The sequence below is a fragment of the Escherichia sp. KS167_9B genome (genome assembly GCF_030295215.1).
GTDB lineage: Bacteria > Pseudomonadota > Gammaproteobacteria > Enterobacterales > Enterobacteriaceae > Escherichia > Escherichia coli_F.
In genome coordinates this window covers 4,266,370-4,279,881 of the sequence record NZ_AP025754.1, presented here as the reverse complement: position 1 = coordinate 4,279,881, position 13,512 = coordinate 4,266,370, and the positions used below count along the sequence as shown (strand labels likewise).

Genomic DNA, 13,512 nt, shown 5'->3' with positions numbered 1-13,512 from the left:
TCTTGACGCATCGGTGAAAAAGTCAATATTTAATACAGGGCTACTATGCCCGATATCCTTCATACAATGACAATAATATTGCCGAATTCGGCTCTTCTCTGGAGTCGTGTTAATGATCATAAAAAAAAGCGGTGGTCGCTGGCAGTTAAGCCTGCTGGCGAGCGTGGTAATCAGTGCCTTTTTTCTCAACACAGCTTACGCCTGGCAACAAGAATATATCGTTGATACGCAACCCGGACATTCCACAGAGCGCTACACCTGGGATAGCGATCATCAACCTGATTACAACGATATTCTGTCGCAACGTATTCAAAGTAGCCAAAGGGCGCTGGGACTGGAAGTCAATCTGGCGGAAGAAACCCCTGTGGATGTGACCAGCAGTATGAGTATGGGCTGGAATTTTCCTTTATATGAACAGGTTACAACCGGCCCGGTCGCGGCATTACATTACGATGGTACAACCACCTCGATGTATAACGAGTTTGGCGACAGTACTACTACACTGACTGATCCGTTATGGCATGCCAGCGTGAGTACCTTAGGCTGGCGTGTTGACTCCCGGCTTGGCGATCTCCGACCCTGGGCGCAAATCAGCTATAACCAGCAATTTGGCGAGAATATCTGGAAGGCGCAATCAGGCTTAAGCCGGATGACGGCGACAAACCAGAACGGCAACTGGCTGGATGTCACGGTAGGTGCTGATATGTTGCTCAATCAAAATATTGCCGCCTACGCTGCGTTATCTCAGGCAGAAAATACCACGAACAATAATGACTATCTGTATACGATGGGGGTTAGTGCCAGATTTTAACGTAACAGTCACAATTAAAACCATTGAATAACAACAGTTGTGGCGATAGTGGGTGCTAACTTACCAAATAATAAATTTGGTGAATAATTGTCACGTCATTCATTCCTGAACTAAGGCATTTCATTCCGTTCTGATGGCATTTCATGCCGTTTTTCCCCAGGCATAAAGTGCACTTCGTTATGGTTGTCAGCAGAGATTTTTCCTTTTTATTACTGCAGGAATACTGCCATGACACCTTCAAATTATCAGCGTACTCGCTGGCTGACACTCATCGGTACTATCATTACCCAGTTTGCCCTGGGGTCGGTTTATACCTGGAGTCTGTTTAACGGCGCGCTTTCTGCCAAGCTGGGGGCTCCGGTAAGCCAGGTTGCTTTCTCTTTCGGCTTGTTAAGTCTGGGGCTGGCAATTTCGTCTTCTGTTGCGGGCAAATTGCAAGAACGTTTTGGTGTTAAACGCGTCACTATGGCTTCCGGCATTTTGCTGGGATTAGGTTTCTTCCTGACAGCACATTCCAACAACCTGATGATGCTGTGGTTAAGCGCCGGTGTGTTGGTTGGTCTGGCAGATGGTGCGGGCTACCTGCTGACGCTCTCAAACTGCGTGAAGTGGTTCCCGGAGCGTAAGGGACTCATCTCTGCTTTCGCTATTGGTTCTTATGGACTTGGTAGTCTGGGTTTCAAATTTATCGATACGCAACTGTTGGAAACGGTCGGTCTGGAAAAAACCTTTGTTATTTGGGGCGCGATTGTACTGGTGATGATTATCTTTGGCGCAACGTTAATGAAAGATGCGCCGAAACAGGAAGTGAAAACCAGCAATGGTGTGGTGGAGAAGGATTACACGCTGGCAGAGTCGATGCGTAAACCGCAGTACTGGATGTTAGCAGTTATGTTCCTGACTGCCTGCATGAGTGGCCTGTATGTGATTGGCGTGGCGAAAGATATCGCTCAAAGTCTGGCGCATCTTGATGCAATTTCCGCAGCCAATGCTGTGACGGTTATTTCCATCGCCAACCTTTCTGGTCGTCTGGTGCTGGGCATTCTGTCTGACAAAATCGCCCGTATCCGTGTTATCACCATTGGTCAGGTCATTTCGCTGGTGGGCATGGCGGCCCTGCTGTTTGCCCCATTGAATGCAGTGACGTTCTTTGCAGCGATTGCCTGCGTGGCATTTAACTTCGGCGGCACTATCACGGTGTTCCCGTCACTGGTCAGTGAGTTCTTCGGCCTAAATAATCTGGCAAAAAACTACGGTGTGATTTACCTCGGTTTCGGTATCGGCAGCATTTGTGGTTCGATTATCGCTTCACTGTTTGGCGGATTCTATGTGACTTTCTACGTGATTTTCGCCCTGCTGATTCTGTCACTGGCGCTTTCTACGACGATTCGCCAGCCAGAGCAGAAAATGTTGCGTGAGGCGCATGGCTCCCTTTAATGACCTGCCGCGAGCTACTGGGCTTTAGCCTTAGTGTGAATCAAACGCTTCAACGCAATGTATAAACAATGACGCGTAAAATTTGGGCCAGTGAACTGGCCCTTTTTACTGCTTTTTGTAACGCTAAAGTCTCTTTTCAAACTTGCATTTTTGTAAATTTGTGCTTCATGCACACTCTTTCCCCACACTTTTTCCCTTTGCTGTGGTCTACTTATTCGCGCGTGTAGATTTTACTTATCTGACTACCTCCGCACTTTTCCCCTGCCGAGCCTGAAAAGCCACAAAGCAGGGTGTTATCACCTGTTTGTCCAGGGTTTGTTTGCATGAGATACATCAAATCGATTACACAGCAGAAGCTGAGCTTTTTGCTTGCAATCTATATTGGCCTTTTTATGAATGGCGCGGTTTTTTACCGCCGCTTCGGCAGCTATGCGCACGATTTTACCGTCTGGAAAGGCATTTCTGCTGTTGTTGAACTGGCCGCCACCGTACTGGTGACCTTCTTTTTACTACGTCTTCTTTCGCTATTTGGCCGCCGCAGCTGGCGAATTCTGGCATCGCTGGTGGTGCTCTTTTCCGCAGGTGCCAGCTATTACATGACCTTCCTTAATGTGGTCATTGGTTATGGCATCATCGCTTCCGTCATGACCACCGATATCGACCTGTCAAAAGAAGTTGTTGGTCTGAACTTTATTCTCTGGTTAATCGCCGTTAGCGCATTGCCTCTTATCCTTATCTGGAATAACCGCTGTCACTACACCTTGCTCCGACAACTGCGAACCCCAGGGCAGCGTATTCGCAGCCTGGCGGTCGTCGTACTGGCAGGTATTATGGTTTGGGCACCGATTCGTTTGCTGGATATCCAGCAGAAGAAAGTGGAGAGGGCGACAGGTGTTGATTTGCCGAGTTATGGTGGCGTTGTCGCGAACTCTTATCTGCCATCAAACTGGCTTTCGGCGTTAGGTCTTTATGCCTGGGCGCGGGTCGATGAATCTTCCGATAACAATTCTCTCCTTAACCCTGCGAAGAAGTTTACGTACCAGGCTCCACAAAACGTTGATGATACATATGTCGTTTTCATTATTGGTGAAACCACGCGCTGGGATCATATGGGCATTTTCGGCTATGAACGCAATACCACACCGAAACTGGCTCAGGAGAAAAATCTGGCGGCGTTTCGTGGCTATTCTTGTGACACGGCGACCAAACTTTCTCTGCGTTGCATGTTTGTGCGTCAGGGTGGAGCAGAAGATAATCCGCAGCGCACATTAAAAGAACAGAACATTTTCGCGGTATTGAAGCAGTTAGGATTCAGTTCTGATCTCTACGCTATGCAAAGCGAAATGTGGTTCTACAGCAACACGATGGCAGACAACATTGCTTATCGTGAGCAGATTGGTGCGGAGCCACGTAACCGTGGCAAGCCGGTAGATGATATGTTGCTGGTAGACGAAATGCGGCAATCGCTGGGGCGCAACCCGGATGGCAAGCATCTGATCATTTTGCATACCAAAGGTTCGCACTTTAACTACACCCAGCGTTACCCGCGCAGCTTTGCGCAGTGGAAGCCGGAATGTATTGGTGTTGATAGCGGCTGTACCAAAGCGCAGATGATCAACTCCTATGACAACTCGGTGACCTATGTGGATCACTTTATCTCCAGCGTGATTGATCAGGTTCGCGATAAGAAAGCGATTGTGTTCTACGCAGCTGACCACGGTGAGTCAATTAATGAACGCGAGCACCTGCACGGCACGCCGCGTGAACTGGCACCGCCGGAGCAGTTCCGTGTGCCGATGATGGTCTGGATGTCAGATAAATATCTGGAAAATCCGGTCAATGCGCAGGCATTTGCGCAGCTGAAAAAAGAAGCCGACATGAAAGTGCCACGCCGTCACGTAGAGCTGTACGACACCATCATGGGTTGTCTTGGCTATACTTCACCGGATGGTGGAATTAACGAAAACAACAACTGGTGCCACATCCCGCAGGCAAAAGAGGCAGCGGCTAACTAAGAAGCCTGCTGACTTTCTCGCCGATCAAAAGGCATTTTGCTATTAAGGGATTGACGAGGGCGTATCTGCGCAGTAAGATGCGCCCCGCATTCGGTGATTGGCGCAGCCTGGTAGCGCACTTCGTTCGGGACGAAGGGGTCGGAGGTTCGAATCCTCTATCACCGACCAATTTAGAAAAACCAGCCTACGGGCTGGTTTTTTGCTTTCTGCGACCTGAAGAGGATAAGAACCTCCGGGGGCAGAGAGGTTCGACTCGAGCAAAGCGAGAGAACGTTGCGTCAGCAACGGCCCGCAGGGCGAGCCACGCAGTGGCGAGTAATCCTCTGGCACCGACCAAATCTGAACGTAGGCCTGATAAGACGCGTCAGCGCCGCATCAGGCAACGGCACCGCACTTATTGTCGGATGCGGCGTGAACGCCTTATCTGACCGACACACCACATATTTCCCTGCCAAATTTGCGCCCCACATCTCACTATCCATTAACGGATTTGTGACAGAATCCATTGTCTTTTTTTATATTTGCTTAAATCTTTTTTTGCGTTACTTATGGCTGGCGCTGGCATTTTCCGCTGTGCGTTTTAGCGTTCATGGTATTAATCGCTCAGATATCCATCTTTTCCTCAGATTTTTTTCATTAAATGCATAAAACTTAATCACCAAATGTTGCTAAATATTAAGCTGATTGTTCTGGTTATGTTGGCGTAGCACAAATTTCTCTGCTGCAAATAGCTGTTTGAAGTTTTTTTAATCTTTGTTTGTGGATTCTCACCGTTGGTGTAAATCCCGGTTGGCTGTATTGACGTTTTCACATTCTGTTGACAGATTGTAGGTCACGAGGGGCATTTTATGGAGGATCCGCACTGTTACACTGATGTTAATTAGTACGGCATCCCCACCTCATAACGTTGACCCGACCGGGTAAAAAACAAAAAAGGTCAGGCAGCGACAACCCACTGCAAAGGGTTAAAACAACAAACATCACAATTGGAGCAGAATAATGCGTATTTCCTTGAAAAAGTCAGGGATGCTGAAGCTTGGTCTCAGCCTGGTGGCTATGACCGTCGCAGCAAGTGTTCAGGCTAAAACTCTGGTTTATTGCTCAGAAGGCTCTCCGGAAGGGTTTAACCCGCAGCTGTTTACCTCCGGCACCACCTATGACGCCTCTTCCGTACCGCTTTATAACCGCCTGGTTGAATTTAAAATCGGCACCACTGAAGTGATTCCGGGCCTCGCTGAAAAGTGGGAAGTCAGCGAAGACGGTAAAACCTATACCTTCCATCTGCGTAAAGGTGTGAAGTGGCATAACAACAAAGAATTCAAACCGACGCGCGAACTGAATGCCGATGACGTGGTGTTCTCGTTCGATCGTCAGAAAAACGCACAAAACCCGTACCATAAAGTTTCTGGCGGCAGCTACGAATACTTCGAAGGTATGGGCTTGCCGGAGCTGATCAGCGAAGTGAAAAAGGTGGACGACAACACCGTTCAGTTTGTGCTGACTCGCCCGGAAGCGCCGTTCCTTGCTGACCTTGCAATGGACTTCGCCTCTATTCTGTCAAAAGAATATGCTGACGCGATGATGAAAGCCGGTACGCCGGAAAAACTGGACCTCAACCCAATCGGCACCGGCCCGTTCCAGTTACAGCAGTATCAAAAAGATTCCCGTATCCGCTACAAAGCGTTTGATGGCTACTGGGGCACCAAACCACAGATCGATACGCTGGTCTTCTCTATTACCCCTGACGCTTCCGTGCGTTACGCTAAATTGCAGAAAAATGAATGCCAGGTGATGCCGTACCCGAACCCGGCAGATATCGCCCGCATGAAGCAGGATAAATCCATCAACCTGATGGAAATGCCGGGGCTGAACGTCGGCTATCTCTCGTATAACGTGCAGAAAAAACCACTGGATGACGTGAAAGTTCGCCAGGCTCTGACCTACGCGGTGAACAAAGACGCCATCATCAAAGCAGTTTATCAGGGCGCGGGCGTAGCAGCGAAAAACCTGATCCCACCAACCATGTGGGGCTATAACGACGACGTTCAGGACTACACCTACGATCCTGAAAAAGCGAAAGCCTTGCTGAAAGAAGCGGGCCTGGAAAAAGGCTTCTCCATCGACCTGTGGGCGATGCCGGTACAGCGTCCGTATAACCCGAACGCTCGCCGCATGGCGGAGATGATCCAGGCTGACTGGGCGAAAGTGGGCGTACAGGCCAAAATCGTTACGTATGAATGGGGTGAGTACCTCAAGCGTGCGAAAGATGGCGAGCACCAGACGGTAATGATGGGCTGGACTGGCGATAACGGGGATCCGGATAACTTCTTCGCTACCCTGTTCAGCTGCGCTGCCTCTGAACAAGGCTCCAACTACTCAAAATGGTGCTACAAACCGTTTGAAGATCTGATTCAACCGGCGCGTGCTACCGACGACCACAACAAGCGTGTTGAACTGTACAAACAAGCACAGGTCGTGATGCACGATCAGGCTCCGGCACTGATCATCGCTCACTCCACCGTGTTTGAACCGGTACGCAAAGAAGTTAAAGGCTATGTGGTTGATCCATTAGGCAAACATCACTTCGAAAACGTCTCTATCGAATAATTAAAAGCCATACAAGGTTGATGGCAAACGCAAAACTGCCGGATGCGCTCCGCTTATCAGGCCTACGAGAGTTCTGCAATGTATTGAGTTTGCACGATTTTGTAGGCCGGATAAGGCGTTCACGCCGCATCCGGCATGACCAAAGCGTACTTTGTCAACAATCTGCATACCCGGTGGTGCTGTGCCTTTAAGTGCAGCGCCATCCGGCAGCAATACTTAATTCCCTGTCCTATAAGGGCGGGAATTGATTTGTGAGCAATACAGACTCGCAGTTCCAGGCTGCGGGTCACTACAGAGAATCCGGGTTATGTTGCAGTTTATTCTCCGACGTTTGGGGCTCGTCATCCCCACGTTTATCGGTATTACCCTTCTCACATTTGCCTTTGTCCACATGATCCCTGGCGATCCGGTGATGATCATGGCGGGTGAACGTGGGATCTCCCCAGAGCGTCACGCGCAATTGCTGGCAGAACTCGGCTTGGATAAACCGATGTGGCAGCAGTATCTCCATTACATTTGGGGCGTAATGCACGGTGATTTAGGCATTTCGATGAAAAGCCGAATTCCGGTATGGGAAGAGTTCGTGCCGCGCTTCCAGGCCACGCTGGAACTTGGCGTCTGCGCAATGATTTTTGCGACCGCGGTCGGCATTCCGGTTGGTGTGCTGGCTGCGGTTAAACGCGGTTCTATTTTCGATCATACAGCCGTTGGCCTGGCGCTGACCGGCTACTCGATGCCGATCTTCTGGTGGGGCATGATGCTGATCATGCTGGTTTCGGTGCACTGGAACCTGACGCCTGTCTCCGGTCGCGTGAGCGACATGGTATTCCTCGATGATTCCAATCCGTTAACCGGTTTTATGCTGATCGACACCGCCATCTGGGGTGAAGACGGTAACTTTATCGATGCCGTCGCCCATATGATCCTGCCCGCCATTGTGCTGGGTACTATCCCGCTGGCGGTCATTGTACGTATGACGCGCTCCTCGATGCTGGAAGTGCTGGGCGAGGATTACATCCGCACCGCGCGTGCCAAAGGGCTGACCCGCCTTAGGGTGATTATCGTCCATGCGCTGCGTAATGCCATGCTGCCGGTGGTGACCGTTATCGGCCTGCAGGTGGGAACATTGCTGGCAGGCGCGATTCTGACCGAAACCATCTTCTCGTGGCCAGGTCTGGGGCGCTGGTTGATTGACGCGCTGCAACGCCGCGATTATCCGGTAGTGCAGGGAGGTGTATTACTGGTGGCGACGATGATTATCCTCGTCAACCTGCTGGTCGATCTGCTGTACGGCGTGGTGAACCCGCGTATTCGTCATAAGAAGTAAGGGGGCATCATGTCACAGGTTACTGAAAATAAAGTGATTAGCGCACCGGTGCCGATGACCCCGTTACAGGAGTTCTGGCACTATTTTAAACGCAACAAAGGCGCGGTCGTCGGGCTGGTTTACGTCGTCATCGTGTTGTTTATCGCGATCTTTGCCAACTGGATTGCGCCGTATAACCCGGCGGAACAGTTCCGCGATGCACTGCTCGCCCCGCCAGCCTGGCAGGAAGGCGGCAGCATGGCGCACTTGCTTGGCACCGATGACGTAGGCCGTGATGTGCTGTCGCGGCTGATGTACGGCGCGCGCTTGTCGCTGCTGGTTGGTTGTCTGGTGGTGGTGTTGTCGCTGATTATGGGCGTTATTCTCGGCCTGATCGCCGGTTACTTTGGCGGTCTGGTTGATAACATCATCATGCGCGTGGTCGATATCATGCTGGCGCTGCCAAGTCTGCTGCTGGCGCTTGTGTTGGTGGCTATCTTCGGCCCGTCGATTGGTAACGCCGCGCTGGCACTGACCTTTGTTGCGCTGCCGCACTATGTGCGCTTAACCCGCGCCGCCGTGCTGGTGGAGGTGAATCGAGATTACGTCACCGCGTCTCGCGTGGCGGGGGCCGGGGCGATGCGCCAGATGTTTATTAACATCTTCCCGAACTGCCTTGCGCCGCTGATTGTTCAGGCGTCGCTCGGTTTCTCTAACGCCATTCTCGATATGGCTGCTCTTGGTTTCCTCGGTATGGGGGCGCAGCCGCCAACACCGGAGTGGGGCACCATGCTCTCCGACGTATTGCAGTTCGCGCAAAGCGCCTGGTGGGTCGTAACCTTCCCCGGTCTGGCGATCCTGCTGACGGTGCTGGCATTTAACCTGATGGGTGACGGTCTGCGTGACGCGCTCGATCCCAAACTGAAGCAGTAAGAGGTTCGAGATGGCGTTATTAAATGTAGATAAATTATCGGTGCATTTCGGCGACGAAAGCGCACCGTTCCGCGCCGTAGACCGCATCAGCTACAGCGTGAAACAAGGCGAAGTGGTCGGAATTGTGGGTGAGTCTGGCTCCGGTAAGTCGGTCAGTTCACTGGCGATTATGGGGCTGATTGATTATCCGGGCCGCGTGATGGCAGAAAAGCTGGAGTTTAACGGCCAGGATTTGCAGCGTATCTCAGAAAAAGAGCGCCGCAACCTGGTGGGCGCCGAAGTGGCGATGATCTTCCAGGACCCGATGACCAGCCTCAACCCGTGTTACACCGTAGGTTTCCAGATTATGGAAGCAATTAAGGTACATCAGGGCGGTAATAAGAGCACTCGCCGTCAGCGGGCGATTGATCTGCTGAATCAGGTCGGTATTCCCGATCCGGCATCGCGTCTGGATGTTTACCCGCATCAGCTTTCTGGCGGCATGAGCCAGCGTGTGATGATCGCCATGGCGATTGCCTGTCGGCCAAAACTGCTGATTGCTGATGAGCCGACCACCGCGCTGGACGTGACCATTCAGGCACAAATCATCGAACTGCTGCTGGAGCTGCAGCAGAAAGAGAACATGGCGCTGGTGTTGATTACCCATGACCTGGCGCTGGTGGCGGAAGCGGCGCATAAAATCATCGTCATGTATGCAGGCCAGGTGGTGGAAACGGGCGATGCCCACGCCATCTTCCATGCACCGCGTCATCCGTATACTCAGGCATTGCTGCGCGCGCTGCCGGAATTTGCCCAGGACAAAGAACGTCTGGCGTCATTGCCTGGCGTCGTTCCTGGCAAATACGACCGTCCGAATGGCTGCCTGCTTAACCCGCGTTGTCCCTATGCCACTGACAGATGCCGCGCTGAAGAACCGGCGTTGAATATGCTCGCTGACGGGCGTCAGTCCAAATGCCACTACCCACTTGATGATGCCGGGAGGCCCACACTATGAGTACGCAAGAGGCCACCCTGCAACAACCGCTGTTGCAGGCTATCGACCTGAAAAAACATTATCCGGTGAAGAAAGGCATGTTCGCGCCGGAACGTCTGGTTAAAGCGCTGGACGGAGTTTCGTTCAACCTTGAACGTGGCAAAACGCTGGCGGTAGTGGGTGAATCTGGCTGCGGTAAATCGACCCTCGGTCGGCTGCTGACGATGATCGAAACACCTACCGGCGGCGAACTGTATTACCAGGGGCAGGATCTGCTCAAGCACGATCCGCAGGCGCAGAAGTTGCGTCGGCAGAAAATCCAGATCGTCTTCCAGAATCCCTATGGCTCGCTGAATCCGCGTAAAAAAGTTGGGCAAATTCTTGAAGAGCCGCTGCTGATCAACACCAGTTTAAGCAAAGAACAGCGTCGGGAAAAAGCGTTGTCGATGATGGCGAAAGTCGGCCTGAAAACCGAGCATTACGATCGCTATCCGCACATGTTCTCCGGCGGTCAGCGTCAGCGTATCGCCATTGCCCGTGGTCTGATGCTCGACCCGGATGTGGTGATTGCCGATGAACCGGTTTCCGCGCTGGACGTCTCGGTACGTGCGCAGGTGCTGAATCTGATGATGGATTTGCAGCAGGAACTGGGGCTGTCTTATGTCTTTATCTCGCACGACCTGTCGGTGGTGGAACACATTGCTGATGAAGTGATGGTGATGTACCTGGGCCGCTGCGTGGAGAAAGGTACGAAAGACCAAATCTTCAATAATCCGCGTCATCCGTACACCCAGGCGCTGCTTTCAGCAACACCGCGTCTGAATCCGGACGATCGTCGCGAGCGCATTAAGCTCACCGGTGAACTGCCAAGCCCGCTGAATCCACCGCCGGGTTGCGCCTTCAACGCCCGCTGTCGTCGGCGCTTCGGCCCCTGCACTCAGTTACAGCCGCAGCTAAAAGACTACGGCGGTCAACTGGTAGCTTGTTTTGCTGTTGATCAGGATGAAAATCCGCAGCGGTAACTCACAAAACCGGGGCCATGCGCTCCGGTTTACTCAATCAGCTTCAACAGTGGCGACAAGCATAACAAAATGCCGTACAGCAGAATCATCCAGGCTTTAAACCCGCGAAGTTTTTCCAGTTGTGAGACTTTATAGATCAGGAAAAATGGAATGAGGCACGACACAATGCCATATAACGGGCTTCCCAACTGAAAGAACACCAGCACCGATACACGAAACGAAACCCAAATCGTCAACGTAATGACGATAAAAGCGCAGATCGCCAGAGTCAGCATGCGTGAGTTAATTTTCTTGGTATCAATAATTCGGCTTAACAGATTGAGAATAATGCCTTTAATGGCCTCGTGGAAACCGAGATAAATGCCAAAGAATGCGGTCAGTACGGCAAAGATATTCAGCACCGTAGAGGTGATATGAATGATATGCCCAGGGATCACCTGCGCGGCCAGTGCCAGTGCCGAGATATTTTGTTCAAAGGCAGAAACGGCTTCTTCGTGGCTAATTGAGAAGGTAAACGAAAAGGCAAAAAACAGGATCACCGCGATGAGCGTGACATAACTAATTCGGTGGGTACGCAGCGCGAGCCGGGTTGCCAGTACTTTATCCGCTTCCCGTTTACGATAGGCAATATTCATTGGGTTAAGTACCTGAATAAATACCGCAGAAAAGAAGCAAAAGGGAATGGTAAGCAGGACATCGCGGAAAAAGACGGAGGCTTGCGGGAAGGCGGTTATATTGGCGAAATTCCAGTGCGGGATCATCGCAAAACCGAACACGACGATAATCCCTACTTTGACCACCACCATTGGCCCGGAAATCTTAAACAGTAATCGTTCACCACCAGACGCAATTGCCACCAGTACGGCGAAAATGGCGACTTTATAAAGTAGAGATTGTGAAAGATCGGCATCGGTTAAACCGAAGGTTTTCAGGTACGAGGCGCTGTCGAAAACCACGGAGAGAGAGTAGATAAAAATCCCGTGGATAATCATCAAAAAGTAGATAACCCCGAGGAAAATTCCCCAGTTCTTCCCCAGGTAATGACTGATAATATCGGTGTAGTCATTACAGGAATCGCTTTCAGAAAGGGTTTTTAAATAAATGTCCTGCACTACCCAGGTGGCAGGATAAGCAATGATCGCTGCGGTAATAAATACCCAAATTCCCTTCAAGCCAATTTGTACTGGCATCAGCACGGTTCCGGCACCAATCGCCATGCCTATGCATAATAAAACCCAGCCGAAGTCGTAGCGTGTAAACGGCATTTTCTGATCGTGTTTCGGTAGTGTGTTGTGCTGCATAAAGTCCTGTCCAGAAAGAAGTCGGCCTCGCAAAAATGAATAAACCCAGTTTCTCTTGCGCAACAGGTGGAGAAGTCGAATACGCAGTATGTAAAAAATGAGGCAATAGATTCACTGGGGAGGTCGCGAGGAGGCGCAATTCTACAAAATTGCGCATTTCACTACCAGTCTGGAGTCAGCCCGGATATGAACTGCAACTATTGCAAATAAAGAAATTAAGCTGGAAGGTATCACGCAATGAGGAAGGTTGCCGGGTGCTGACGGTAAAAAGCAATCGTAAAATCAGCGGCAAGCCGGAAAGGTTCCGGTGAGGCGCAATGTTGCGGGGGCTTAATCCCTGGTGGCATTGGTTGCTGGAGAGAGAAAACCCCCGCACGTTGCAGATATTCACCTGACAACATCACGGGGGCTAATCTTGAACCTAGACCACTCAAGAATAGCCGCGAAACGTTGTCATTACAACACAGGCGGCTATATGACGCTCGCAGAACTGGGCATGGCCTTCTGGCATGATTTAGCGGCTCCGGTCATCGCTGGCATTCTTGCCAGCATGATCGTGAACTGGCTGAATAAGCGGAAGTAACGTGTCAGACGGGCGTCAGGCTGCCGTAATGGCAATTTGCGCCCGGACCAGGCCGCAGGGATAAAACTCTGCGGCCTTTTTCGTAAGAAAAATGCAACGGTTGCAAGCGGATAATATTCTGCGGAATGCGCAGCACAGAGTGAAGAAGTGACGGATTCCGGAACAGAAAAACAGTCGTAGAATCAGCGGCAAGCCGGAAGGGTTCCGGTGAGGCGCAATGTTGCGGGGGCTTAATCCCTGGTGGCATTGGTTGCTGGAGAGAGAAAACCCCCGCACGTTGCAGGTATGCACCTGACAACATCACGGGGGCTAATCTTGAACCCAAACAACTCAAGAATAGCCGCGAAACGTTGTCACTACAACAGAGGCGGCTATATGACGCTCGCAGAACTGGGCATGTCCTTCTGGCATGATTTAGCGGCTCCGGTCATTGCTGGCATTCTTGCCAGTCTGATCGTGAACTCGCTGAATAAGCGGAAGTAACGTGTCATGCGGGCGTCAGGCTGCCGTAATGGCAATTTGCG

Annotated in this window: 11 protein-coding genes, 1 tRNA gene and 1 other RNA gene; 12 read left to right on the top strand and 1 reads right to left on the bottom strand. The window is 51.3% G+C overall.

Translation table 11 applies throughout. The annotated features are described in order from the left end of the window. Positions 1-112: 112 nt before the first annotated feature. From QUE34_RS21440 to dppF, 10 genes are all read left to right on the top strand, one after another. A complete protein-coding gene (locus tag QUE34_RS21440; RefSeq protein WP_000584470.1) occupies positions 113-811 on the top strand; it encodes an autotransporter outer membrane beta-barrel domain-containing protein in 699 nt (232 codons plus the stop codon). 228 nt (positions 812-1,039) lie between these two features. After that, positions 1,040-2,248, top strand: a complete 1,209-nt coding sequence (locus QUE34_RS21435) for an L-lactate MFS transporter (RefSeq protein WP_032185395.1) — start codon at positions 1,040-1,042, stop codon at positions 2,246-2,248. A 323-nt stretch (positions 2,249-2,571) separates the two neighbouring features. Further along, on the top strand, positions 2,572-4,263 hold the full coding sequence (eptB, locus tag QUE34_RS21430) for a kdo(2)-lipid A phosphoethanolamine 7''-transferase (protein ID WP_032304014.1): 1,692 nt from the start codon (positions 2,572-2,574) through the stop codon (positions 4,261-4,263). A 91-nt stretch (positions 4,264-4,354) separates the two neighbouring features. After that, positions 4,355-4,431, top strand: a tRNA-Pro gene (locus QUE34_RS21425). Positions 4,432-4,464: 33 nt separating this feature from the next. Continuing rightward, positions 4,465-4,599, top strand: a non-coding RNA gene (locus QUE34_RS21420) — RtT sRNA. 663 nt (positions 4,600-5,262) lie between these two features. Next, on the top strand, positions 5,263-6,870 hold the full coding sequence (gene dppA / locus QUE34_RS21415; RefSeq protein WP_032304013.1) for a dipeptide ABC transporter substrate-binding protein DppA: 1,608 nt from the start codon (positions 5,263-5,265) through the stop codon (positions 6,868-6,870). Between the two features lie 307 nt (positions 6,871-7,177). Continuing rightward, positions 7,178-8,197 (top strand): dipeptide ABC transporter permease DppB, encoded by a 1,020-nt coding sequence (gene dppB / locus QUE34_RS21410; RefSeq protein ID WP_000938853.1) that lies wholly within the window; start codon positions 7,178-7,180, stop codon positions 8,195-8,197. A gap of 9 nt (positions 8,198-8,206) precedes the next feature. Further along, on the top strand, positions 8,207-9,109 hold the full coding sequence (gene dppC / locus QUE34_RS21405) for a dipeptide ABC transporter permease DppC (protein ID WP_000084677.1): 903 nt from the start codon (positions 8,207-8,209) through the stop codon (positions 9,107-9,109). 10 nt (positions 9,110-9,119) lie between these two features. Beyond that, the gene (gene dppD, locus QUE34_RS21400; protein ID WP_001196486.1) at positions 9,120-10,103 is read left to right on the top strand and encodes a dipeptide ABC transporter ATP-binding protein; all 984 of its coding nucleotides are present in this window, start codon (positions 9,120-9,122) and stop codon (positions 10,101-10,103) included. Beyond that, positions 10,100-11,104, top strand: coding sequence for a dipeptide ABC transporter ATP-binding subunit DppF (dppF, locus tag QUE34_RS21395; RefSeq protein WP_000107019.1), 1,005 nt, complete (start codon positions 10,100-10,102; stop codon positions 11,102-11,104). Before dppD ends, dppF begins: the two co-directional genes overlap by 4 nt. 29 nt (positions 11,105-11,133) lie before the next feature. On the opposite strand, the gene QUE34_RS21390 is transcribed toward dppF, so the two are convergent. Beyond that, a complete protein-coding gene (locus QUE34_RS21390) occupies positions 11,134-12,405 on the bottom strand; it encodes an aromatic amino acid transport family protein (RefSeq protein ID WP_001353583.1) in 1,272 nt (423 codons plus the stop codon). Positions 12,406-12,880: 475 nt separating this feature from the next. Between QUE34_RS21390 and QUE34_RS21385 the strand changes: the two genes are divergently transcribed. Beyond that, entirely contained in the window at positions 12,881-12,988 is a 108-nt protein-coding gene (locus tag QUE34_RS21385; protein ID WP_001295224.1) for a type I toxin-antitoxin system toxin Ldr family protein, read from the top strand. A 375-nt stretch (positions 12,989-13,363) separates the two neighbouring features. After that, complete coding sequence (locus QUE34_RS21380) at positions 13,364-13,471, top strand: type I toxin-antitoxin system toxin Ldr family protein (protein WP_103253593.1); 108 nt, start codon at positions 13,364-13,366, stop codon at positions 13,469-13,471. Positions 13,472-13,512 lie beyond the last annotated feature (41 nt).

Coding starts and splice junctions, on each gene's coding strand:
- dppA (WP_032304013.1), top strand. CDS start 5,263: ATGCGTATTTCCTTGAAAAAGTCAGGGATGCTGAAGCTTGGTCTCAGC.
- QUE34_RS21380 (WP_103253593.1), top strand. CDS start 13,364: ATGACGCTCGCAGAACTGGGCATGTCCTTCTGGCATGATTTAGCGGCT.
- dppB (WP_000938853.1), top strand. CDS start 7,178: ATGTTGCAGTTTATTCTCCGACGTTTGGGGCTCGTCATCCCCACGTTT.
- eptB (WP_032304014.1), top strand. CDS start 2,572: ATGAGATACATCAAATCGATTACACAGCAGAAGCTGAGCTTTTTGCTT.
- dppC (WP_000084677.1), top strand. CDS start 8,207: ATGTCACAGGTTACTGAAAATAAAGTGATTAGCGCACCGGTGCCGATG.
- QUE34_RS21390 (WP_001353583.1), bottom strand. CDS start 12,405: ATGCAGCACAACACACTACCGAAACACGATCAGAAAATGCCGTTTACA.
- QUE34_RS21385 (WP_001295224.1), top strand. CDS start 12,881: ATGACGCTCGCAGAACTGGGCATGGCCTTCTGGCATGATTTAGCGGCT.
- QUE34_RS21435 (WP_032185395.1), top strand. CDS start 1,040: ATGACACCTTCAAATTATCAGCGTACTCGCTGGCTGACACTCATCGGT.
- dppD (WP_001196486.1), top strand. CDS start 9,120: ATGGCGTTATTAAATGTAGATAAATTATCGGTGCATTTCGGCGACGAA.
- dppF (WP_000107019.1), top strand. CDS start 10,100: ATGAGTACGCAAGAGGCCACCCTGCAACAACCGCTGTTGCAGGCTATC.
- QUE34_RS21440 (WP_000584470.1), top strand. CDS start 113: ATGATCATAAAAAAAAGCGGTGGTCGCTGGCAGTTAAGCCTGCTGGCG.